The organism is Campylobacter coli LMG 9860, assembly GCF_000254135.1.
Classification (GTDB): domain Bacteria; phylum Campylobacterota; class Campylobacteria; order Campylobacterales; family Campylobacteraceae; genus Campylobacter_D; species Campylobacter_D coli.
Genome location: NZ_AINS01000043.1, coordinates 1 through 24394 on the forward strand (window position 1 = coordinate 1; position 24394 = coordinate 24394).

A 24394-nucleotide genomic window follows, 5' to 3' on the forward strand; every position below is an offset into this window, starting at 1 on the left:
TACTTTCTTTAGCTATTTTTGATGATGTGGGTGCTATTTTAATTATTGCGATTTTTTATACAACCAAGCTTTCTGTGGCTGCTTTCGTAGTTGTGGGTATTGCTATTTTTATGATGTTGATTTTAAATATTTTAGGAATAACAAGAAAGTCTTTTTATTTTATTTGCTCAGTTATTCTTTGGATTAGTGTTTTAAAAAGTGGTGTGCATGCAACTTTAGCTGGAATTATTACAGCATTTTTTATACCGATGCAAACTAAAAATGGAGAAGCATTTTTAGAAGAAATCTATGAAAGTCTAAAATTTTGGCTCGCTTTTGTTATCTTGCCTTTATTTGCTTTTGCTAACGCTGGAGTAAATTTATCCAATATCGATATAGGAGCAATTTTTTCAGGTGTAAGTATAGGTATTTTCTTGGGGCTTTTTGTGGGTAAACAAGTGGGTGTATTTTTGTTTTCTTATTTGGCAATCCGCTTTAAATTTGCAGCCTTGCCCCAAGGTTCAAATTTGAAACAACTTTATGGGGTTTGTATACTTACAGGAATTGGTTTTACAATGAGTTTGTTTATCGATGGCTTGGCGTATGAAGTTAGCGATATTTTTAATTATGCAGATAATCTTGCTATTTTGATTGCTTCATTTTGTTCTGGGATTTGGGGTTTTATTTATCTTAAATTTTTTACCACGCGTCCTTAAGGAAATTTATGAGATTTGTTATTTTCTTTCTTGTTGTGATTGCTTTTTATATAGGTGGATGCAGTTTAGCTCAAAATGCAAGTCATACCCCAACAAATTATAATGTTGATAAAGAAACAAGATTAAGAATGATTGCTAATGAATGGAAAAAAACTCCTTATGTTTTAGGCGGAACAACAAAAAAAGGAGCCGATTGTTCGGGTTTTGCTCAAAGCACCCTAGCTCAGTTTAATACACGCATACCACGCACTACAACAAAGCAACTACGCTCGGGTATAAAAGTTTCTAAATCAAAACTAAAAACAGGAGATCTTATTTTTTTTAAAACAGGTAGAGGACCAAATGGTATGCATGTGGGAATTTATATGAGTAAGGGTAAATTTATCCATCTTTCTACAAAGGGTGGAGTAAGAGAAGTGGATTTAAATAGTTCTTATTGGAAAAATCGATATATAGGTGCTAGAAGATATTAAGATGAAAATAGGCGTTTTTGATAGTGGTGTAGGTGGACTTAGTGTTTTAAAATCACTTTATGAGGCAAGACTTTTTGACGAAATTATTTATTATGGAGATACTGCCCGCGTTCCTTATGGGGTTAAAGATAAAGATACTATAGTCAAATTTTGTCTTGAGACTTTGGATTTTTTTTCAAAATTTAATATCGATATGCTTATTATTGCGTGCAATACTGCTAGTGCTTATGCTTTAGATGCTTTAAGATTAAAAGCTGATTTTCCTATTTATGGGGTTATTGATGCGGGTGTTGAGGCTACTAAAAAAGCCTTGTTAGATAAAAATAAAAAAATTTTAGTTATTGCCACAAAGGCAACAATTCAGTCAAAAGAATATCAAAATCGTTTGCAAAAACAAGGTTTTAATAATGTAGACGCTTTAGCTACGGGTCTTTTTGTGCCTATGGTTGAAGAGGGTATTTTTGAAGGAGAGTTGTTGCAAAGTGCTATGCGGTATTATTTTAAAGGGATTGAAACTCCTGATGCTTTGATACTTGCTTGTACTCATTTTCCTTTGCTAGCAAATTCCTTGAGTGTTTATTTTGGTTCAAAGACAAAGCTTATTCATTCAGGAGATGCTATAGTAGAGTTTTTAAAACAAAGGCAAAAACTTTTGTTAAAAGAAGAGAAAGCAAAATTACATTTTTATGCTTCAAGTGATGTCAAGTCTTTAGAAAATACTGCTAAAATTTGGCTAAATTTATAAGGAAATACAATGATAGAATTAAAAAAACCAGCAGAAATAGAAAAATTAAGAGTAGCAAATCAAATCGTCGCTAAGACTTTGGATTTTTTAGAAAACGAGATTAAAGCGGGTATGAGTCTTAAGCAAATCGATAAGATGGCGGAAGATTTTATCTTAAGTCTTGGAGCAAAACCTTCATTTAAAGGGCTTTATGGTTTTCCTGGTGCAATTTGCACTTCTTTAAATCAGGTTTGTATCCATGGAATTCCTGATGAAAAAATCATCAAAGAGGGTGATATTTTAGGACTTGATGTGGGAAGTTTGATTGATGGATATTATGGTGATGCAGCGCGTACTATAGCTATAGGTAAAATTTCATCCACAGATGAGGCTTTGATTTCTTGTGCTAAAGACGCTTTATATCATGCTATAGATATTATTCGTGAGGGTATGCGTTTTAAAGAGCTTTCTGCAGCTTTGGGAGAATTTATAGATTCAAGAGGTTTTGTTCCGCTTCGTGGATATTGTGGCCATGGTATAGGACGCAAACCTCATGGAGAACCTGAAATTTTAAATTATTTAGAAAAAGGCGCAAGCGCAAAAAGTGGTCCAAAAATTAAAAATGGAATGGTTTTTTGTATAGAACCTATGATATGCCAAAAGGATGGAACTCCAAAGCATTTTAATGGAAAATGGGGTGCAGGAAGTGTGGATGAGCTTAATAGTGCTCATTATGAGCATTGTGTGGCTATTATTAATGGGCGCGCAGAAATTTTATCTAGCTTATAAGAGTTTTATTTGTAAAAATTGGGAAATTTTTACAAAAATTTTTCAATAATTTAAGTTACTAAATTATTTTTTTATAAATATTTAAGTAATTTTAAATTAAAATATTATTTTAAAAATGTAATATTTAGTTTAAAGAGATCTTCAAAGATCTCACAGGCTAGGTTGCTTCCCTCCCCCTTTTTTTCAACCTAGCTTGAAAAAGAGCGGAATATCTCTTTAAGCTAAAATATGAAAACCTCTTAAGATTAATTTTAATGAGTATGTTTAAAGCGATAAGAGTTTTAACTCTTATCTGAAAAGATTTTTAAAGTTTGTTGCAGACTCAGAAAAATTCATATTATCCATGCTTATTCCCATGGTAATAGCACTTGATAATTCGCATAAAATATCTTTAATTTCATCCCTTTTATCTTGAATATAAGCTAAAACTCCTTCATACCCTGCTTTTTCTAAAACTAAAAGAGGATTTGAAATTTCAAATTCAAAAAGTTTTTGACCTACATATACATTAAAAATATTTCCAAAAAGTGCTGTACCCATAAAAGAGCAGTTTTGGATAAGTTGAGAACTTGTTGCATCTAAGGTTCTTTTTTGTAAATCATCGTTTTGTTCATCAAGTCTTTCTGTGATACTTTTTTCAATTTTTTTAAGCGTTAAATCAAGTATTTGCAGAGCACCGATAAAATCATTTGCATCATTTATTTGTGAGCAAATTTGTGTAGCTTTAAACTCACTTACGCCTTGTATTTCACCCAAGTGCTTTTTAAAAACATCCAATTCATTTTTCATTTTACACCTTTCAAAAAATATTGCTAAAGGTTTAAAAAGCAAAAAGTGTTCCTATTTTTCATCAAGTGTGGCATTGATCCATAAAACTATTTCATTTCCTAGAGAATTTAAAGCTTTTTCAAAGGATTGATAGACATCAAAAATATCTATTTTTTTAACCCTTTCTTTGATTGAAAACAGGCGATGAGCGATGATTTTACTTTCTTTTGCGTCGATGAAATTTATACTAATAGAAATGCTTACATAATTTTCATTTTCATCAACCACTTGTTCAAAAGAATCTATCCTGCTTTCAAGTATATAATCACTTCCCACAGAGCTTCCTTGGGAAAGCAGGGCTTTAAAGATTTGACTTTGTTCAAATTTGGATAGCAGCAAGGATTGATAAAGATTATTGGGTAAATCTGCCCAAAAATGATACGCATAAGCCTTGCTTATACCTTTTTGCACATAAATAATTGATCTTGAATGAAGATATAAAGGCAAGGACGCATTTTGAATTTTAAGAATTTTATCGCTTTTAATAAAATTGGCTTGAAGAGGAAGTTCATCATTTTTAAGTATAAAGCTTTGCGTTTTATCAAGAGTGCTAGTTGGAATTGAACATCCATTAAATATAAGGGCTAAGATAGTAATGTATATGAATTTTTTCATTGTTTTTCTCCTGGTCCTAGTTTGGGTTTAGTTTCTTTAAAAATTAAATCCGATGGACTTTTTTGTAGATTTTGTATCAAGATATTGCTTTCTATAAGCACTTTTTTCAAAAGTTCTAAATTTTCTGCTAAGGAAAGTCGTAAGTCATCGTAAGAATCAAGTTTAACATTGGCTTTTTTTGCAAAAGAGCTAAGCGCTAAAGCTCCTTCTTGGATATCCTTTAAACTTGCATTAAAACCTTTTGCGCTTAAGCTTACATTCTCTGCCATTTCTCCAAGTTTTAAGCTAGTGTTTGCGATATTGTGATTTAATGTTTTAGAATCTTTATTTAAAGTGGTGCTTAGTTGTGCTAAATTATCTAAAAGTATTTCTAAATTTTTTATATTTTTATCACTAAAAAGCTCTTTTGATTTATCATCTGCTCTTTTTATCAAAGAAAAGATGTGCTCGCTTTGTCTATCTATAGCAGCAAAAAAACCTTCTTTAAATTGAATCACGGGAAATTCTTCTTTGCCTTTTACTTGAAGTTTTGGACTGTTTTTAGAACCTCCTTGAAGTTGTACAAATTTAAGTCCTGTAATGCCTTGAAATTGCAAAGTTGCAAAAGTATCTTCTTTTATAGGGGTTCCTTTTTTGATTTTAATTAAAATATTTACCCCTAAATTTTCTTTATCATAAATACTGATATTTTCCACATTTCCTATCTCTACTCCCAAAAGCCTTACAGGAGCTTTGATTCCAAGGCCTGCAACAGATTCTTGTGTATGAATTTCATAGTATTCAAAACTTTCTTCTTTTGAGTATCCTCCAAGCCAAAGCATGAAACCAATACTAGCAAAAAAAACTCCAAAAACAAAAAGCCCTACAAAAAAATAATTTGCTTTATTTTCCACTTTTACTCCATAAATCTTTTAAACAATCTTTCATTTTGCACCCTTAGCTCCTCATAATTTCCACAAAAGGCAACTTTTTTATCTTCTAAGATGATAAAACGCTCGAGCAGATTTTTCATACTTTCTTTATCGTGTGTTACTAAAACAATATTAAGATCAAAGCTTTGTTTAAGTTCTAGTATCAAATCATCAAATTCACGACTACTATGCGGATCAAGTCCAGAAGTAGGCTCGTCTAAAAAAAGTAATTTACTATCAAGAGCCAAAGCCCTAGCAATAGCAACTCTTTTTTGCATTCCGCCACTTAGCTCGCTTGGAAGCTGTTTTAAAACAGCTTCATTTAAACCGACCATTTTGAGTTTCATCAATACCAGTTCTTTTATAGCAATGGAATCTAAATTCGTATATTCTTTAAGAGGGATAGCTATATTTTCATAAACGCTAAAAAAGCTAAAGAGTGCAGAAAACTGAAATACTACACCCCATTTTTTACGCAGCGCTAAAGCATCTTCCTCGCTAATGTTTTTTAGCTTAAAGCCTAAAATTTCGTATTCTCCCTCATCAAAATGTTCAAGCATTAGCATTTGTTTTAAGAGTACAGACTTGCCATTTCCACTTCCTCCTAAAATCCCAAAAATTTCGTTTTTGTTAATTTCAAAACTGACTCCATCATGGACAACTTTATTTCCAAATCGGGTGATAATATTTTGCGCTTTTATAATCATTTAAACTTCCATTATAGTTAAAACCACAGAAAATAAAGCATCAAATGCTATTACCCAAAATATAGCATTTACAACACTTTTTGTAGTATAAATTCCTATACTTTGAGTGGTATTTTTAACCTCAAATCCCCGAAAACAAGCAATAAGTCCTATTAAAAAACCAAAAATAGGAGCTTTTGCAAGCCCTATGATGATATGTTTCATTTCCACAGCTTCCCTAAAGCGCCTTAAAAATTCTCCAAAGGATATATCAAGATTTATTTTTGCTACTACCATTCCTCCTAATATACTGATCGCATCACTTAGAGCAACGATTAAAGGCATGGCAATAACTAAAGCCATGACCCGCGGAATGATGATGAATTCAAAAGAGCGAAAGCCCATGGTATTCATAGCATTGATCTCATCTGTGATTTTCATGACCCCAATTTGTGCCGTATAAGAGCTTGCACTTCTACCTGCTATGACTATCGCGGCAATTAAAGGAGCAAGTTCTCTAGTGGCTGAAATTCCTACTAAATCTACTATGAAAATATTAGCTCCAAATTGTGCAAGCTGATAAGCAGCTTGATATGCAAGCACAACCCCGACTAAAAGAGCGGTTAAAATAACAATAGGCAAGGCTTTAAAAGCTGAATTTTCAATATGATATAAAAAAGATATAAAGCGGAAATTTTTAGGATTTTTTATACATAAAAAAAGACTGGTAAAAAAAGCACCCGTAAAGTTAATAAATTTTTGCAAAATCTTTAAAAGATCAAAACTTAAAATTCCTAAAGAAATAAAAAAGTCTGTAAAATTGAATTTTTTCTCTTGTTTTTCATTAATTCTTTGATAGTTTTTTTCACAAAGCTCAAAAAGGCTTTTAAAGCGTGTGTTTAATCCTTGTTTTAAAATCAAGATATCGTTTTTTTTCAAATCATGCTCTAGAGCAAGAAAAAATCTCACTCCAGCCATATCGATTTCATTTAATTGACTAAAATCAAAAATACAATTTGTTTGAGAAATTTGGCTCAATAGATCTTTGATTTTAATCTTAGACACACTCGTTTTATCCCAAATTCCAAAAATAAAAACTTTATTTTCTTCTTTTTGAAATTTGAAATTTGCCTCCATTTTACTTATCGAGAATGAAATTTAAAATTTGTGGAACGCTAAAACCAAAATGCTCAAATACATCTTTATCTTTACCACTTTCTCCAAAACTTTCTATGCCATAAACCCTATCGCAGAATTTATAAAGCTCATTAGAATGTGCTGCTTCAACCCCTATAACTTCACCCTGTAAAAGCCTATCTTTATAAGCTTTATCTTGCTTTTCAAAGAGTTCAAAACAAGGCATGGAGATTACATTACAAGCAAAGCCTTGTTTTTCTAATGCATTTGCACTTTCTAAGCAAAGAGAAACCTCACTTCCGCTTGCTAAAAGCGTAAATTTAGCATCTTTACTTTCTTTAAGTAAATACGCCCCGTTTTTTACATCACCAAAAACAGGTTCATTTAAAGCCTTAAGCTTTTGGCGTGAAAGTACAAAAGCACTTGGAATATCTGCATTTAAAGCTATTTGCCAAGCTTTAACATTTTCCACTCCATCAGCTGGTCTAAAGGTTAAGAAATTTGGCATAGCTCTAAAAGTGCTGAGTTGTTCGATAGGTTGATGAGTTGGTCCATCTTCGCCAACGCCTATGCTATCATGTGTGAAAATGAAAAAATGTTTGACTTTCATTAAAGCTGCTATCCTAGCTGCGGGTTTTAAATATTCGCTAAAGATAAAAAATGTTGCTGAAAAAGGTAAGAAAATTCCATATCTTGCAAAGGCATTATTGATCGCAGCCATAGCGTGTTCTCTGATACCAAAATGAATATTTTTTCCTTCCGCAAAATCACCCATTCCATAAAGTTCGGTTTTATTAGATGGGGCTAAGTCCGCACTTCCGCCTAAAAATCCTTCCAAATCTTTAGCTAGAGCATTTAAAATTTCTCCATTACTATCTCTTGTAGCTAAATCCTTGCCTTTAAAATCAGGATAATTTATCTTGCTAAAATCAGGATTTAAAAGTTTTTCTAAGAGTTCTTTTTTTTCTGATTTTTCGAGCTTATCTTTCCATTTAGCTTCTTCTAAATCTCCAAGTTCTACAGCACTTTCGAAGCGAATTTTTGCTGCTTTAGGTATATAAAAATTTAAATTTGGATCAAATCCTGCTTTTTCTTTGGCTTTTTTAATAGCCTCTTCACCCAAAGGTGCGCCGTGGCTTTTGTGACTTCCTTCAAGCTCTCCTGCGCCTTTTGCTATGGTTGTTTTTGCGATGATAAGGCAAGGTTTGTTGGCTTCTTTAGCTTGTTTTAGAGCCTTATCAATTGCTTCATAATCGTGTCCATCGATACTTAAAACTTCAAAGCCTTGTGACTCAAAACGCATTTTTACATCTTCATTAAAGGCTAAGCTTACATCTCCTTCGATAGAAATTTCATTGCTATCATAGATGATGATTAAATTATCAAGTTTATGAAGTCCTGCTAAAGAACACGCTTCATAAGAAATTCCCTCTTGTAAATCCCCATCTCCACAAAGACAATAAACCTTGTGATTGATTAATTCTTTTCCTAGTAAGTTTTGAGCTTTTTTAGCTGCCATAGCAAAGCCTACAGCATTAGCTATACCTTGTCCCAATGGGCCTGTAGCAATCTCTACTCCTTGAGTTGAAATTTCAGGATGGCCTGGAGTTTTTGAATGAAGTTGGCGGAAATTTTTAATATCATCTAAACTTAAATCATAACCACTTAAATGCAAAAAGCTATAAAGCAAAGCACTGGCATGTCCGCCTGAAAACACAAGCCTATCGCGGTTTAGCCAAGTTGGGTTTTTAGGATTATGAGAAAGATGATAACTTAAAACCGTTAAAATATCAGCCATTCCCAAGGGTGCACCTGGGTGGCCTGAATTAGCCTTTTGTACCATATCGGCACTTAAAAATCTTAAAGTATTTGCTTGTTCTTGTAATATCGATAGATCCATTTGTAACCTTTATAAATATTTAATCATTAAACTTTTAATCATGTGTGCTAAATTAGCATCAAGATCATCAAGATCATTTTTACACTCATTAATCAAATTTTCCTTACTTTGAATAGCCTTTTCAAGTCCTAATAAATTCACAAAAGAATTTTTATGCTCATCATGTTTGCTTGGCTTTCCACTTTCTTCTTCGCTCATTGTTTCATCGATGATATCATCATTGATTTGAAAAATAAGTCCAAGTTTTAGACCTATTTGATAAATTTTTTCGCTTTCTTTTTCATCGAGTTCGCAAATTTCACAGCCCATTTTTAAAGCCGCTGCTATAAGTTTTGCGGTTTTATGTGTGTGTAAAAACTCAAGTTCTTCTAAATTTAATTTTTTATCTTCAAAATAACAATCAATAGCCTGACCCAAAATCATACCATTGATTCCTGCATTAAAAGCTAGAGTTCTAATCAGATTAATTTTAATGCTTTCTTTTAAATTTAAATTAGATAGAAGTAAAAAAGCTTCGGTATTTAAAGCATCGCCTACTAAAATAGCTGTAGTTTCATCATAGCTTTTATGCAAAGTAGGCGTTCCGCGTCTTAAATCTGCATTATCCATAGCAGGTAAATCATCGTGTATGAGCGAGTAAGTATGGATAAATTCTAAGGCCAAAGCCGCGTTTAGGGCATTGGGGATAAGATGAGGTGCTTTATTTTGAACAACTCCTAAGAGTAATTGAGCACGAAAGTGTTTTCCACCTGCTTTTAGCATCTTTGCCAAAGCTTCATTAAAAAAAGGATGGAAGCTTTGAACTTTTGGTAGATGATTTTCTAAATGTTTGATAAAGAGTTCTTTCACTTTACAAGCCTTATGAAAAATTGAAATTTTCCATCTCCACCTGAATGAACTCCTCCTAAATCATTGTTTAATCCCAATAAAGGAAGTTTATCACTTTTGCGTTCGATTAAAATATTAAAATCATTTCCTGTACCAAGTAGGGTTTGAAGTTCTTTAAAATCTTTTAGTGTCACATTGTTTGCGCGCAAAATTTTATCCCCTACCATAAATCCTGCTAAAGCAGCTTTAGAGCCTGCGTCTACTTTTGTAACTATAAGACTTGAATTTACACTTAGACCTATATTGCTTCTAAAATTGGTTGGTTTTGGTTTTGGTTTATTGCTTGGGAGATTAAATTTGCTTAAATCTTTGGCAAAAACTTCAGTAGAAATATTTAAATCCACATTATCTCGCAATACTTGAAAATAAAGTGTGCTTCCACGATCTGCAAAGAGAATTTTTTCATTTAGCTTTCTTATATCTTTAACTAGTGTTCCATCTACGCTTATGATTTCATCGTTGATTAGAAATTGCCCACTTTTTCGAACATTATTCACATAAATTTTATTTTCACGCACCGCAAAATCAACCCCTATATCGCCCCAATATACATCGTTATATTTCATAAAATGCTTTAAGTAACGATTTCCTATAAAGGAGCTATTATTAAGAGCAATTCCCATCATTTCGCAGCAAGGAGTGCCTAAAAGCCCCACTTTGGTAGAAAAATCAAGCTGATCTTTTTCATCAATATTTTGCGCAAGATATTTAATGTGACCTATATAAGCTCTATTAGGATCCCAAATTCCTATCCAATCATTGCGTGTAAGTTTTTCTTCATCTCCCATAGGTGTAGGGATTAAGCTAAAATCAGTTCTTACAAGATAAAGATTTAAAAATGGATCATATTTTACATATTTATTGAGTTTGACATTAGGTTGTTTTAAAACCGCAAGTAAATTTTCACTCAAGGCAAAAGCAGGCATTCCTTCATAATTAAGCATACTGGCTTTATTTCTTTCGTAGCCTGCAGCAAAATCTTCAAATTTAGGACGCTCGATTGCACTTAGGGATATTAAAAAGGTTACTAAAAAAAACAAAAATTTCATAATTTCCCAAATCCTCCTAAAACATCACTGGCCAAGCTTGATCGATTTTGTGCTACCATAGCTAAAACATCATTTATAGCAGAAATGAGTAAAATTTGTAAAGATTCTTTATCTTCAAGTAAAGAACCATCAATGCTAACATCGATAATCTCACCCTTGCCATTAGCACTGACTTTCACAAGTCCTGCCCCACTTTTAGCACTAAATTCTCGATTGGCTAACTCTAATTCTATATTTTTTGCTTTTTCTTGAACTTGATTTAAAAGTTCTCCCATCTTAGAAAAATCCATATTTTCAAACATTTATTATCCTTGATTTTTTAAAATTTCATTCACAATCGCTTTGTCGCTAAAGGGGTGTTTTATCCCTTTGATTTCTTGGGTATTTTCATCACCCTTGCCTAAAATAACTACTAAATCGTCTTTTTCTTTAAGTTTTAAAGCTTTATTTATAGCTTCTTTTCTATCTTCTATCATCAAAGCTTTATCAGGGTTTTGAAAGCCTGATAGAATTTCATTCATGATATCTTTAGGTTCTTCGCTACGCGGGTTATCACTTGTGATAATGGCTATTTTTGCAAAATGCTCAACGATTTTTCCCATTAAAGGTCGTTTGGTTTTATCTCTATCTCCACCTGCTCCAAAAACTACTATGAGTTTTTTATTTTTGAGTGTATCAAGTACTTTTTCAATGCCATCAGGAGTGTGAGCAAAATCCACGATTACGCCATTAGCCACTTGCTCAACCCTACCACAAACCCCGCCAAAGCCACTGATAGCTTTTTCTAAGTCTTTTAAATTCGGATTTACAAGTTCATTAACACAAGCACTAGCGGCTAGAAGATTATAAAGATTGAAAAGTCCTAGTAGGGGCGAGTCAATATGAAAACTTTGATCTTTTAATGCTACAATAGCACTGATACCATCTTCTAAAGAATAAGCTTTAACTTGATACAAAGAAGGATTTTCTATGCCATAAGTAAAAGCATTGCGCACATTAAATTTAATCATTAAAGTATCTTTGTTGATAAATTTTAAACTCTCATCGGTAAAAAAGAGCTCTTTTGCTGCTTTATAGTTTTCAAAATTGCCATGAAAATCCAAATGATCTTGAGTAATGTTAGTAAAAATTTTGGCTGCAAATTTCAAGCCTTCGATGCGATTTTGCACCAAAGCATGCGAGCTAACTTCCATAATAAAAAAATCACATTTTTTTTGTGTGGCAAGTTGTAAGTATTCTAAAGTTTTTAAAATAGGCGAAGTGGTTAAAGACTTTTCATCAATTTGCTCATCGTTGATAAAAGCTCCACGAGTGCCACAAAGTCCACATTTAAAACCTAAGTCAAGTAAAATCGAATAAATAGCCGCTGCGGTGGTGGTTTTGCCATTGGTTCCTGTAATTCCTATGATTTTGATATTTTCATCGATTTTTAAAAGTTTTTTGCATTCTTCTACATCAATGATTTTTGCACCTTTTTCTAAGGCATCACTAGCAAAATTCATATTTTGTGCAGTTTTTAAAAAATAGCAATCTTTTTCGCATTCTAAGGTATTGTCGGTAATAAAAGACTGATCAAGCTTTAATTTCACTTTTAAATCCTATAAGTTTTTCTTGGAGTTTTATAAAGCGTTCGTTTGCCCAAAAGTGCGGCATAACGCTTTCTATATAGTTTAAAGTCATATCTTTATAGCCATTATCAAGTAATTTTTCTAAAAAATCTAAAAAATCATCACGGTTATCAATGACTAATTTTGTGCTATGTATAATATTTTCAAAACTCTTTTTAAAGCCGATTTGCTCTTCACTTTTTAGAAAATCTTTGTAGTTTAAAGTATGAGCTTCTTGAATTTCATTTTCTGTTTCATCGGTATTTTTTTCATTTTTAAGCTCTATAGTGCTTAAAATTTCTTCTAAATCTTTATCGATATTTTTAATTTGATAATGTTCTAAATAAAATTCAAAAAGTAATAACGCTTCTTTTGGAGATTTTAAAGCTAGATCACAAAGAGTGATAAAATGAAACAAGCGTTTGTTTTTGCGTTTTTCATAAGCTAAAGAAAAATATATTTTTGCTGTTTTAAAGTCTTTGCGTAAAAAATGCTCGATTCCAAGTTTTTTATAATTTTGCAAAATCTTCAGCTCCACCGTTTAGATTAACTATAGTAATTTCTGGATGTATATCGATTTTAAGTTGTCTTTCAAGTCCGTATTTTAATGTCGTTCCACTTGAAGCGCATCCTTTGCAAGCCCCAATTAAATGAACATAAACCACACCATTTTTAATCCCTAAAAATTCAAGACCGCCTCCATCGCGTTCTAACATAGGCATACTTTTATCTAAACTTGCTTTTACAGGATTTATAAGCTCTTCATCGCTAAAAGGCATCATAATATATCCTTAATAAATTTTTCTATACTTTAGCGTGATTGTGTTTAAAAAAAGGTAAATCGGATAGTTTTTTCGTTATTTTTCTAAATGAAGCTTAAAAGGGTTCTTCATTGTAATCATTTTCAGAATTATTTTTTAAAATTTTAATATCCAAATTTTTAGCAGAAAAAAATCTATGCAAATTTTTAAATAAAGCTTCTAGTTTCTCTTCATCTTTTTCATTTTTCAGTAAAAACAAATTCTCTTTTAAAAATTCTACAAGTTCATGATCGTTTAAATTTTTACTAAGAAGGACAAAATTTTTTTCTATAAGGGTAAAAATTTGTTTTTTTAAAGCAAGATAAGAATTTGTGATATTAATATGATTTAAAAAGGCTAAATTAACCTTACAAATTCCCCATAAAAACTCAATTTGACTTAAATCTTTACTAAAATTTTTACTCTCAAATTCTCTTATATCACTATCTTCATAGCTTTTGTGTTCTAAAATTTTTTCTAATAATACTTTATGTTTAAAACATCTAATATCGGTAATTTTTATAAAAAGCTCGTGCATGTTAGGATTGTTTTTTAAATAATTTAAGAGTTCAAGCTCGGTGATGTGGGATTTAGGATTATGATTTTGCGTTTGTTGGAAAGAGGTGTTAAAATTGATAGTTTTACTTGGTTTTCGATTTGAAGTAAGAACGATGAGTTTTTCATCTACTCCTAAAAGTTTTGAAACCAAACCTACATAAGAACTAGCTACTAAGGGTTCAAGGCTAAAGGTGTATTTTTGTATATTTTCAAGAGCTTTTTGTTTATCTAGGGCGGAATTTAAAGAAAAGCTTGAAAGTATGCGTCTAATGTAAAACTCCCCTAAATCCATCCCTTTTTCAAGTAGGGTGTGAAGTTTCGCACTTTGATTATTAGCAACAAGTTCGGCAGGATCTTTTCCGCCTTCTAAAAGGGCTACTTTACCATCTATTTTATGAGTACTAAGTAAAAAGGCTGAACGAGTGGCCGCATTTAATCCCGCTTCATCATTATCAAAACATAAAATCACTTTAGCTTCATAACGGCGGATTAAAGGCAGATGATTTTCAGTTAATGCTGTTCCAAGCACTGCTACAGCATTGTTAAAACCTGCTTTATGAAAAGCTATAGCATCCATATAGCCTTCACATACTATCATTTCTTTTTTTTTGGCTATATTTTCTTTAGCTATATTAAAAGCATAAAAAATTCTACTTTTATCAAATAATATATTTTGAGGAGAATTCACATATTTTGCTGCAACATTAGGATTTAAAGTGCGTCCCCCAAAACCTACCAATAAGTCTTTATGATCATAAATTGGAAAAGTGATACGCCATATAAAACTTGCATAAAATTCATTATTTTCATCCTTTTTTAAAGCACCCACACTCATAGCATCTTCTAAAGGGATTTTTTCGTTATGAAACAATCTTATGCTGTCTTCGCTTGAGCCTGCAAAACCTAATTCAAATTTGGCTATATCTTGATCATTTAGCGTTCTTTTATACAGATAATCCAAAGCTTCTTTATGGTGTTTGAGATTGGATTTAAAATAAGCATTTAAGCTAGGCAGTATAGTTCTTAATTCTTTTTTATTTTCATTTTTTTCTTTGGTGTAACTTAGAGTAAAATTACAAAGATTTGCAATTTTTTCAACCGCATCAGTAAAGCTTAATTTTTCGTAATCCATTACAAATTTAAAAGCATCTCCGCCTGCTTTACACGCAAAACAATGATAAAATCCTTTTGTGGGATTTATATGCATAGAAGGATTTTTATCCGCGTGAAAAGGACACACGCAAACAAAGCTTGAACCTTGTTTTTTTACTTCTATATAATTTTCAATAATATCAACAATATTAAGTCTTTGGGATAAATTTTCTATACTTTCTTTAGTTATCATTTTAAAACCTTAAATAAAATTATACAAAGATTTAGCTATAATTTGGCATAAAATTTTTAGAGCAGGATGATGGATTTTTTCTTCGTAGAATACAGAGATCCCTTAGTGGGACTTATAATTTTAACTGTTTTAATCTTCGTTGTAGCTGTGGCAAATTATATTTGGAAAGTATTTGCGAGCAAAGATGAAGAACAAAAGCTTGAAAAATTTATTAAGAAATTTGAGATGGATAATATCCACAAAGATTTGTTAAGAAATGAGGGTTTGAGTTTTGGAAATTTGAGTTTTTTGGCCGAAATTTTTACCAAAAGTGGTGAATTTGAAAAAGCCACGCAAATTTATCTTATCGCCCTTGAAAAAAGTAAGGATAAGCAAGAGCGTGAATTTATCTTTTTTGCATTGGCAAAAGTATATTTTAAAGCAGGGTTTTTAGAGCGCGCAAAGGAAGTTTTATTGCAAGCTTTAAAAATTCGACCCAGAAATATACAAACCCTAAAGCTTTTAAAAATTGTTTATCTTAAATTAAGAAAATATAAGGAAAATTTAGAGCTTTTGGGTTGTTTGTTTGAGCTTGGAGAAAATGTAAAAGAAGAAAAAGAATTTTTAAAAGCTTTGGATTTTCTTGCTTCTAGTTTAAGTGATGAAGAAAAAAAAGAGCATATTTTAAAACTACAAATAGACAATAATCCTATGCTAGGACGCTTTGTTTTTGAAAAATATCATATTTTTTTAAATCAAGATTTTTCAAGTATTTGTGATTTGCTTTATAAAGAAAATAAAGCTTTTAATCTACAAAATAAAGAATATTTTGAATTTTTTTATGCCTTGGGTTTGATAGAGGATGAAGAGTCTAAAGATGTAAATTTTAAAAATTCTAATTTTAAAATGCTAAAAATTTTAAAAGAAAATTCCTTTAAAGCAAGGCTTGAATTTTCATATCGTTGCACAGAATGCAAAAGCGTAATGCCTTTGTTTTTTTATCATTGCCCTGTTTGTTATGAATTTAATACTTGTCAAATTATTTATGAAGTGAAAAATAATGAGACATATTGAAATTTATACTGATGGTTCTTGCCTTAAAAATCCAGGTTTTGGAGGATGGGCTTATATCTTACGCTATAATCAACATCAAAAAGAAGGTTTTGGAGCAGAAGCTAATACTACAAACAATAGAATGGAATTAAAAGCGATTATCGAAGCTTTAAAAGCCTTAAAAGAACCTTGTGAAATTTCACTTTTTACAGACTCTAATTTGATGGTTCAAAGTATTAATGAATGGCTAGAAGCTTGGATAAAAAAAGATTTCAAGGGTAAAAAAAATGTAGATTTATGGAAAGAATATATCGATGTGGCAAAACCCCATAAGATAAAAGCTTATTGGATAAAAGCACATAATGGGCATTTAGAAAATGAAAGGTGTGATACTTTAGCACGCGAAGCTGCTTTAAAAATTGCAAGGGAAAATGATGAAAAATATTGAATTATTAGAACAAAAATTAGCCTATAAGTTCAAAGATAAAGATCTTTTAATCCATGCTCTAACTCATAAAAGTTTTAAAAAACCTTACAATAATGAGCGTTTGGAATTCTTAGGCGATGCGGTGCTTGATTTAGTTGTGGGTGAATATCTTTTTCATAAATTTGCTAAAGACGCTGAGGGGGATTTGTCAAAATTAAGAGCGGCTTTGGTCAATGAAAAATCTTTTGCAAAGATCGCAAATAGTTTAAATTTGGGCGATTTTATTTTTATGAGCGCGGCTGAAGAAAACAATGGAGGTAAAGAAAAGCCTTCTATACTTTCTGATGCCTTAGAAGCGATTATGGGGGCTATACATTTAGAAGCGGGATTTGATTTTGCAAGAAATATCGCTTTAAAGCTTATAGAAAAAAACTTCCCACAAATTGATGCAAAAAATCTCATTAAAGATTATAAAACAAAACTGCAAGAAATTACACAAGCAAAATTAGGACAAACCCCACAATACGAAACCGTGCGTGCTTTTGGACCTGATCATTTAAAACAATTTGAAATCGCTTTATTCCTTAATGGACAAGAGCTTGCAAGAGCCATTGCGGGAAATAAAAAAGAAGCACAGCAAATGGCAGCAAAAATTACACTTGAAAAATTAGGAGCTTTATAGTGAATACTTTTGGTACAAGATTAAAATTTACAAGTTTTGGAGAATCCCACGGAGTGGCAGTGGGTTGCGTGATTGATGGAATGCCTGCAGGGGTTAAATTTGATGAAGAGTTTTTACAAAGCGAACTTGATAAACGCAAGGGTGGGAGCAAATTTGCAACTCCAAGAAAAGAAGGCGATAGGGTGCAGGTTTTAAGCGGGGTATTTGAAGGTTATACCACGGGTCATCCTATTGCTATGGTTGTGTTTAACGAAAACACACATTCTAAGGATTATGATAATTTAAAAGATTTATTTCGTCCTGCCCATGCTGATTTTACTTATTTTCATAAATACGGCATAAGAGATCACAGAGGAGGCGGAAGAGCTAGTGCTAGAGAAAGTGTTGCTAGAGTGGCTGCGGGTGCTGTTGCAGCTATGCTTTTGCGTGAATTTGGTATTTGTGTTCGAAGTGGGGTTTTTGGAGTAGGAAATTTTGTATCAAATTTGAAAGAAAAAGAATTTGATTTTGAATTTGCTAAGAAAAGTGAAATTTTTTGCCTTGATCCAAAACTAGAAAGTGACTTTAAAAATGAAATTTTAAGCGCTAGAAACTCAAAAGATAGTGTGGGTGCTTCTGTTTATACTAGAGCTAAGGGAATGCTTGTAGGACTTGGAGAAGTGCTTTATGATAAATTAGATTCTAAATTAGCTCATGCCTTAATGGGGATTAATGCTGTAAAAGCTGTTGAGATAGGCGAGGGGATTAATGCGAGTAAAATGCGAGGCTCGCAAAATAATGATGCTTTAAAAGGGGGTGAATTTTTAAGTAATCACAGCGGAGGGATTTTAGGAGGTATTTCAAATGGACAAGATCTTATTTTAAAGACTTATTTTAAACCTACTCCTTCTATTTTTTTAAAGCAAAGCAGTATGGATAAATTTGGAAATGATTTAGAATTTGAACTCAAAGGCAGACATGATCCTTGTGTAGGTGTTAGAGGTAGTGTAGTAGTGAGTGCTATGGTGCGTTTGGTTTTGGCTGATTGTTTATTGCTTCATGCAAGTGCTAATTTAAACAATTTAAAAAATGCTTATGGGATAAAAAAATGATAAAGCCCATTCTTGGGCTTTAATTTGCAATATTTTGAAAAGATTTAACTCCATATCGTCTCTTTTATAAATTTTTTAACACTTAATCTTTATATTTTTTATACATTTTGATAAGTTTAAAAAATAAATTAATATTATTTTTATTTTAAGTGTGTAAAAAAGGAATTTTTATTTAGGATTTTTTTAGTATTAATTAAAAATATTGATAAAAATTACTATTTTAATATTAAAATGGTTAAAGATATTACAAGGAGGGATTGATGGAATTTAGTAAAAAGAAAATTGTTCGTTTATCGTTGAATTTAACACTCCTTGGTGCTTTATTTCCTTGCGTATTGTTCTCAGCAGACTTGCGTCAAAGAAATGGTAATGTTATTGTTTCAAGAACAACAGATCTTACGCAATCAAGCAATAAAACTGATGTAATTAATATCAAAAACCCAAATCAAAATGGAGTATCACACAATCAATTTGATGAATTCAGTGTCCAAGATGGAGTAATTTTTAATAATAGTTTAAAAGATGGAAATTCTCAAATTGGAGGATGGGTAGGGAAAAATCCAAATTTAAAACAAAATGCCAATACTATTATAAATGAAATTTCAAGTAAGCAAGCTTCTAATATCAATGGCGCTGTTGAGGTATTTGGAAAAAGTGCTAATTTAATTTTTGCTAATGAAAATGGTTTTAGTGTAAATGGAGCGGCTTTTTTAAATACTAAAGGAGTTACACTTAGCACAGGCAAATTCAATGGAGATTTTACAGAAGTAACAAGCAATGGTAGGGTAGCCATTGGAGAAAAGGGGTAATGGTTGATGGGGATTATTTTAATGTAATCAGCCGTGGGATTGACCTTGCAGGTAGTATTGCCCACTATCAAAGTGGTAAAAATTTATCCGATATTAATTTTATAGCTGGGCTTAATAAGGTCGATTTAAGTACTCCAAATGCTCCAAAAATTATTGCTTCAAAACAAAAAGATGAAAAAATTGATTATGGTATTGATGGGAAATATTTAGGATCTATGTATGCAAATACAGTTACTCTTATTAGCACAGAAGAGGGTGTTGGTGTAAGACATAGTGGAGTAATACGCGGAATTGAAGATGTTATAGTAAAAGTAAAAGATAAGGCTGAATTTCAAGCTATAGATGTAAATACAAATGGAAGTGTTAAGATAGACGCTAAAGATATTAAAACCTCTTTAATCAATGCAGATACAATTGATTTAAAAGCAAGTGGAAAAGTTACAAATGAAGGACTTTATAAAGGCAAGCAAATTCAAATCAATGCCAATAATTTTGAAAATGCAAAGCAAACAAATTTGAGCCAAGAAACAAAAGATATTTTTAAGATAAATCAAGAAAATTCAAGTATTTTTGCAGACAGTTTAACTTTAAATACCCTAGATAAAACTAGCAATTTTGGATTTATCAATGCTTTAAATGATATTAAAGTGGGTACAAATTCTTTTGACAATCAAGGAGAAATTTCAGCAAATAAAGATATAAGCTTAATGCTTAATGATGATGCTTTTATTAATAATGGCAAAATTTTAAGCCAAAATGATATTCAAATACAAGCTAATAAAGATTTAACTTTAAATCATGGAAATTTATACGCACAAAATTTGCTTCATATAAAAAGCTTGAATGATTTAAATATCAATTCAAAACTCGAAAATACTTCTTCAATAGAGCTTGATGCGAAAAATATTTATGTTAAAAACCTTGTTGCTAGTGGAAAAGAATTAAATCTTCATGCAGATGAAAATCTTGTAAATGATGCTTATTTATTTTCAAATGGTGATCTTAGAGCCCAAGCTACAACCCTTACAAATAATTCCACTTTTAATAGCTTAAATAATTTGTATTTAAACGCCCATACGATTCATAATAATGCTTTAATTTTTGCAGATAAAGATATCAATATCGAGGCAAATATTTTAAATAATAATGCAAATTTAACAGGCATGCTTGAGACTTCGACCGAGTATTCTCAAGGTTTTGGTCAAGTAGGGTACGGTGATACTGCTTTTAAACGATGGAATATGGAAGTAGGTGTTACGGGTATTGTAAAATATAATAATTTATTAGACAGCAAGCAAGCTTCTATCCAAGCAGGTAAAGATATAAATATCAATACCCAATCACAAGATAATGCTAGACAAATCAACAACAGCGGAAAAATTCTTGCTCAAGGCAATATCGTATCTTTTGGAAATATAGACAATAAGTCTTTAAGTAAAGAAATTTCTGTAGGTGAAATTTTAGAGCAAATTAGAGTTAATGGATTTTTTGCTAAAGAATATCTTGGTTCTTGGAATACAAATTCAACTTATTATTTTGTAGATCATGAAAGCTTGCTTGATGCTTTGAAATATTTTTCTACCACCCAAGCAAAAAATCATCAAAGAGAATCAGCGTGGAATGCGCTTAAAGATGCAGCAGCTAAAAATTCAGCTTTAAACCAATATTTTTCTTTATTATTTGGTAGTGATTATGCTTCAAAAAGATTTGTTCCTGATCAAAAAGAGTGGAATCTTGATGCAAAGATTGTTTTTAAAGCAAAATCCGAGGCTGTTATTGCTTCAAAGGGTAAATTAGATCTTAATGCTAAGGAATACAATCAAGATTTAGTCAGTTCTTTGGATAAAAATTTTGCCTTACTTGATTCGGATTTAAAAAAAGCGACAAATAGTCAAGATTTAATTTTAAATTCTATACCTGATCTTATCAATTCAGGCTTATTTACTCTTGAAAATAAAACAAATGATAATATTACTTATGAATACACTACAAATACTTCTATCATAGATGAAAGCAAGTATTTTGGATTTTTAAGTATTTTAAATCAATTTAAAAATAAAAACTTCAACGAATTTATAGTTATAGGAGATCCTTTTTTGAAAATCAGCTTATTAACGCAATGTATGCAAACGCACTACAATCCAATACTAAATTGAGCGAAGAAGAAATCAAAAAATTACTTGAAAATGGAGCAAAATATGCCAATGAAAATGGCTTAAATTTGGGTCAAGGTTTGGCTAAAAATCAAGCTGTTGATCAAGATATGATTTTATATGCAACAATCAAACAAAACGGTAAAAATATCATGGCTCCTATGTTGTATCTTTCTAAAGAGACAATTGGAAATAATGAAATAAAATCAAATCTTACAGGAAAAACAGGCGTAGATATTAATACGCAATCATTTAATTCTTTGTTAGGCGGCATAGCTTCAGAGGGTCAGATTAATATCAATGCTGGCAACGAGATTAATTTGCAAAGTTCTAATTTAAATGCGCAAAATATAAATTTAAGTGCCAATAATGTCAATATAGACACTGTTTTAGGTATAGATGAAAAAGGCTCTTATAATTCAATTAAAAAAGGAGAGATTAAAGCAAATAATGTTGTTAATATTGATTCGGTAAATGATTTAAATATCAAAAATAGTGATATTTCTACTAGTGCGAATGATTCTAAAATTGTTCTTATATCTCAAAAGGGTGATGTAAATATTAAAAACGATTATTCTAAATCATCTTCATTTGAGCAAATTAATACAGATAGTCAAAAATCCAATACTACAACGAGTATAGATGGGGTTTTAAGCACCAATATCAAAGGAGCAAATGTAGGAATTGTTTCCAATCAAGATGTAAATATTATAGCTAGCAATATCAATGCTGATTCTAAAATAGATATCAATGCTAACAATGTTAATATTAAAGATGCACACGAGCTTAGCAAGACTAAAACCGATGGTGTGTATTTAAAACCCGTAGAGATCAGTTATGAAAGTGCTAATTTAGAAACTTCAAAATCAATAAGCAGTACTTTAAATTCAAAAGGTGATATTAATATTAATACCAACGGCAATATAGCAATCACAGGCTCAACTTTACAAGCGGATAAATCTGCTAATTTAAATGGAGAAAATAAAATTTCAAGTTCTTCTCATTCTTCAACAAGTTCTATTGCTGGATATAAGCAAAGTTCTGTAAATACTGATACTTCTTTGGTGTCTTCATCACAAATTCAATCCGATATTTTAAATTTAAATGCTCAAAAAAATGTAAGCATTAAAGGAAGTGAGCTTAATGGAGGCGAGATTGATATTAAGGCTGATAAGGTTTATTTTATAGCTGCGCAAAATAAAACCCATACAGAAAGCGATTCGATTGCTATTGGGGTTTTTGCTAATGCTAATTTGGAATTAACCGGAAATGGGGTTGCTGTAAATTATAGTTTTGTGCAAGATAAAGCAAATGCTAATACCACAAATAGTTCTAATAGTATCACACAAGGTGGGGTAAGATCTGATCTTTTAGGAACTGCAGAGGCTGGTTTGGAATTTTCTAAAACGGAAAAAATAAGTGATGAGCTTTCCCATGTTTCAAATACTATCAAAGGTTCAAATATTAATATCAATGCAAATAATGCTTTAGATATAGGTGGAGCTAATTTTGAGGCTAATAAGGATATTAATTTAAGAGCAGGAGAGATTGTTAGTACTAAATATGAAGATATTAAAACACAAAGCAGTACAGGCTTTGGTTTGTATATTAAAGAAAGAATTGAAGCTACTAGTCCTATCGCTTCTGCTATCAATCAATCGGCTCAAAATGCAGCTGCTAAGAATGAAAATTTAGGCGTAAATTATGGAATAGTAGCTTCTCAAGCTTTAGCCAATACTGCTAATATATTTAGCAACAATCTCATAAATACCACTTCTAATCAAACTCTAGGTTTTAAATTCAATCAAGATAAAAGCCAAAGTTCTAGCGAGAATATTTCTAAAATCAATGCAGGCGATAATTTAAATTTAGAAAGCACAAAAGGAAGTATTGTTTTAAATGGAGTGGAAGCTAAGGCTAATAGCATTAATATCGAGGCAAAAGATAATGTTATTTTAAATGCTGCAAAATCTAAAAATTCTTCTTCTAGCTCTTCTTTGGAAATTGCAGCAACTAACAAGCAAACCGCAGGATATCATGCAGTTGATGGTGGAACTGTGGGTGAAGGCATTGAAGGTTTTGCAAGTGCGTCGTATTCTAAATCAAACGAAACGCAATTTACCAATGCGAATTTAAATGCTAATAATATCAATATCAACACAGGTAAAGATTTTACACTCAATGGAGCCAATGTTAAAGCTTCTAATGATGCTATTTTAAATGTAGGCGGAAATTTGGAAGTAAATTCTTTAGCTGATAGTCTTAATTCTCAAAAATATAGCGCTTTATTGAATGCATCAGGAACTGGAGGCTTATCAAGCAATCATCTTGTTACAGGAAGTGTTTCAGGCACTTTAGGTATAGGATATGCTAAAACAGATAAAACAACTGTTACAACTCAAAGTGGTATCAGTGCAGGAAATGAAATCAATGGCCATGTTAATGGAAATTTAAATTTGCAAGGGGGAATTTTAAATTCTGATAATCAAAAAGGAAATTTACTTGTTGATGGAAAAGTTACAAATTCTGAAGTAAGTGTCTATGAAAAAAGCGATGTGGTTACGATAAGATTAAGTGGCGGGACAAATCAAAGCTTTGGAGGAGTGGTTGATATAGATGATCATATTGACAAGACAGGCAGTGTAAATTCTGCAGCCAATATCAATATAAACAATAACAAAAATCATGGTATAAGTACAGATACTTAAAATACCACAGATACACAAGATCATTCTTGGGCAGGAGGTACTATAAATCTTAATTCTTCAATCTCTAAAATAAAAAATGGGATAAGCAAGGTTACTGGATCTGATTCTACTTCTAATCAACCATCAAACCAACCTTCTAAATCAGATGGACCTTATATCAATGAAAGCACACAAACTACAAGGTTATAGGTGAAATTTTTAAAAATTATTTTTTTGCTTATGAGTTTTATCTGCTTATTGCAAGCAGATGACTCTGCAAAAACGCTGAATTTACTAGATAAAAGACAACAACAATTACATATACAAAAAGAATTTGATGAATTAGAAAAAAAGCAACAGCAAGAAAAGGATGTGTATTTAGAAAATCAAGATTCTGAAGATAAAATTTATATTTTCAAACAAATTCAATTTAAGAAAAACGATACGCTTACCATGCAAGCAAATAATATTTTAAAAAATACATTAATCAGCCTTTAAGTGTTAATGA

The 24394-nt window shown here is 31.4% G+C and carries 24 protein-coding genes and 1 pseudogene; 12 read left to right on the forward strand and 13 right to left on the reverse strand.

Features of this window, described 5'->3' with window-relative positions; translation table 11 throughout:
* The 4 genes from CCO88_RS06540 to map form a co-directional block, all read left to right on the forward strand.
* On the forward strand, positions 1-695 hold a 695-nt coding region (locus tag CCO88_RS06540; protein WP_002781977.1), incomplete at its 5' end, for a Na+/H+ antiporter NhaA.
* An 8-nt stretch (positions 696-703) separates the two neighbouring features.
* The gene (locus CCO88_RS06545; RefSeq protein WP_002839820.1) at positions 704-1168 is read left to right on the forward strand and encodes a C40 family peptidase; all 465 of its coding nucleotides are present in this window, start codon (positions 704-706) and stop codon (positions 1166-1168) included.
* A gap of 1 nt (position 1169) precedes the next feature.
* The gene (murI, locus tag CCO88_RS06550; protein ID WP_002839821.1) at positions 1170-1913 is read left to right on the forward strand and encodes a glutamate racemase; all 744 of its coding nucleotides are present in this window, start codon (positions 1170-1172) and stop codon (positions 1911-1913) included.
* Positions 1914-1922: 9 nt separating this feature from the next.
* Positions 1923-2681: a type I methionyl aminopeptidase gene (gene map, locus CCO88_RS06555; RefSeq protein ID WP_002799207.1), complete on the forward strand. Its 759-nt coding sequence runs from the start codon at positions 1923-1925 to the stop codon at positions 2679-2681.
* A 288-nt stretch (positions 2682-2969) separates the two neighbouring features.
* Here the strand turns inward: map and CCO88_RS06560 are convergent, their stop codons facing one another.
* The 13 genes from CCO88_RS06560 to dnaG all read right to left on the reverse strand — a co-directional run bounded on the left by CCO88_RS06560 (position 2970) and on the right by dnaG (position 15005).
* Positions 2970-3470: a flagellar FLiS export co-chaperone gene (locus CCO88_RS06560; protein ID WP_025443271.1), complete on the reverse strand. Its 501-nt coding sequence runs from the start codon at positions 3468-3470 to the stop codon at positions 2970-2972.
* A 51-nt stretch (positions 3471-3521) separates the two neighbouring features.
* A complete protein-coding gene (locus CCO88_RS06565) occupies positions 3522-4124 on the reverse strand; it encodes an ABC-type transport auxiliary lipoprotein family protein (RefSeq protein WP_002783050.1) in 603 nt (200 codons plus the stop codon).
* Entirely contained in the window at positions 4121-5017 is an 897-nt protein-coding gene (locus tag CCO88_RS06570) for an MlaD family protein (RefSeq protein ID WP_002781970.1), read from the reverse strand. The genes CCO88_RS06565 and CCO88_RS06570 overlap by 4 nt, the downstream gene beginning before the upstream one ends.
* Before the next feature lie 2 nt (positions 5018-5019).
* The gene (locus CCO88_RS06575; RefSeq protein WP_002781968.1) at positions 5020-5742 is read right to left on the reverse strand and encodes an ABC transporter ATP-binding protein; all 723 of its coding nucleotides are present in this window, start codon (positions 5740-5742) and stop codon (positions 5020-5022) included.
* The gene (locus tag CCO88_RS06580) at positions 5743-6858 is read right to left on the reverse strand and encodes an ABC transporter permease (protein ID WP_002781966.1); all 1116 of its coding nucleotides are present in this window, start codon (positions 6856-6858) and stop codon (positions 5743-5745) included.
* Between the two features lies 1 nt (position 6859).
* Positions 6860-8758 (reverse strand): transketolase, encoded by a 1899-nt coding sequence (gene tkt, locus CCO88_RS06585; protein ID WP_002783049.1) that lies wholly within the window; start codon positions 8756-8758, stop codon positions 6860-6862.
* A 9-nt stretch (positions 8759-8767) separates the two neighbouring features.
* Positions 8768-9607: a polyprenyl synthetase family protein gene (locus tag CCO88_RS06590; protein WP_002783048.1), complete on the reverse strand. Its 840-nt coding sequence runs from the start codon at positions 9605-9607 to the stop codon at positions 8768-8770.
* Positions 9604-10695 (reverse strand): PDZ domain-containing protein, encoded by a 1092-nt coding sequence (locus CCO88_RS06595; RefSeq protein WP_002778863.1) that lies wholly within the window; start codon positions 10693-10695, stop codon positions 9604-9606. Before CCO88_RS06595 ends, CCO88_RS06590 begins: the two co-directional genes overlap by 4 nt.
* Positions 10692-10997, reverse strand: a complete 306-nt coding sequence (locus CCO88_RS06600; RefSeq protein ID WP_002778864.1) for a YbaB/EbfC family nucleoid-associated protein — start codon at positions 10995-10997, stop codon at positions 10692-10694. Before CCO88_RS06600 ends, CCO88_RS06595 begins: the two co-directional genes overlap by 4 nt.
* Before the next feature lie 3 nt (positions 10998-11000).
* A complete protein-coding gene (locus tag CCO88_RS06605; RefSeq protein ID WP_002839823.1) occupies positions 11001-12284 on the reverse strand; it encodes a UDP-N-acetylmuramoyl-L-alanyl-D-glutamate--2,6-diaminopimelate ligase in 1284 nt (427 codons plus the stop codon).
* The gene (locus CCO88_RS06610; protein WP_002781959.1) at positions 12268-12825 is read right to left on the reverse strand and encodes a hypothetical protein; all 558 of its coding nucleotides are present in this window, start codon (positions 12823-12825) and stop codon (positions 12268-12270) included. The genes CCO88_RS06605 and CCO88_RS06610 overlap by 17 nt, the downstream gene beginning before the upstream one ends.
* Positions 12812-13084, reverse strand: a complete 273-nt coding sequence (locus tag CCO88_RS06615) for a NifU family protein (RefSeq protein ID WP_002778869.1) — start codon at positions 13082-13084, stop codon at positions 12812-12814. The genes CCO88_RS06610 and CCO88_RS06615 overlap by 14 nt, the downstream gene beginning before the upstream one ends.
* Positions 13085-13178: 94 nt before the next feature.
* Positions 13179-15005 carry a DNA primase gene (gene dnaG / locus CCO88_RS06620; protein ID WP_002839825.1) on the reverse strand — a complete coding sequence of 609 codons (1827 nt, stop codon included), beginning with the start codon at positions 15003-15005 and terminating at the stop codon, positions 13179-13181.
* Positions 15006-15074: 69 nt separating this feature from the next.
* Between dnaG and CCO88_RS06625 the strand changes: the two genes are divergently transcribed.
* From CCO88_RS06625 to CCO88_RS06665, 8 genes and pseudogenes are all read left to right on the forward strand, one after another.
* Positions 15075-16058: a CDC27 family protein gene (locus CCO88_RS06625; protein ID WP_002781957.1), complete on the forward strand. Its 984-nt coding sequence runs from the start codon at positions 15075-15077 to the stop codon at positions 16056-16058.
* Positions 16045-16485, forward strand: coding sequence for a ribonuclease HI (rnhA, locus tag CCO88_RS06630; protein ID WP_002778873.1), 441 nt, complete (start codon positions 16045-16047; stop codon positions 16483-16485). The genes CCO88_RS06625 and rnhA overlap by 14 nt, the downstream gene beginning before the upstream one ends.
* Positions 16472-17146 carry a ribonuclease III gene (gene rnc, locus CCO88_RS06635; protein WP_002778874.1) on the forward strand — a complete coding sequence of 225 codons (675 nt, stop codon included), beginning with the start codon at positions 16472-16474 and terminating at the stop codon, positions 17144-17146. The genes rnhA and rnc overlap by 14 nt, the downstream gene beginning before the upstream one ends.
* Positions 17146-18237: a chorismate synthase gene (gene aroC / locus CCO88_RS06640; RefSeq protein ID WP_002839828.1), complete on the forward strand. Its 1092-nt coding sequence runs from the start codon at positions 17146-17148 to the stop codon at positions 18235-18237. The genes rnc and aroC overlap by 1 nt, the downstream gene beginning before the upstream one ends.
* 260 nt (positions 18238-18497) lie before the next feature.
* Positions 18498-19046 (forward strand): two-partner secretion domain-containing protein, encoded by a 549-nt coding sequence (locus tag CCO88_RS06645; protein ID WP_002778876.1) that lies wholly within the window; start codon positions 18498-18500, stop codon positions 19044-19046.
* Positions 19046-21202 carry a hemagglutination protein gene (locus tag CCO88_RS10650; RefSeq protein WP_002839831.1) on the forward strand — a complete coding sequence of 719 codons (2157 nt, stop codon included), beginning with the start codon at positions 19046-19048 and terminating at the stop codon, positions 21200-21202. The genes CCO88_RS06645 and CCO88_RS10650 overlap by 1 nt, the downstream gene beginning before the upstream one ends.
* A gap of 806 nt (positions 21203-22008) precedes the next feature.
* Positions 22009-24096, forward strand: a pseudogene (locus CCO88_RS06660) (hemagglutinin repeat-containing protein).
* Positions 24097-24384 carry a hypothetical protein gene (locus tag CCO88_RS06665; protein WP_002781942.1) on the forward strand — a complete coding sequence of 96 codons (288 nt, stop codon included), beginning with the start codon at positions 24097-24099 and terminating at the stop codon, positions 24382-24384.
* The last annotated feature ends 10 nt before the right edge of the window (positions 24385-24394 follow it).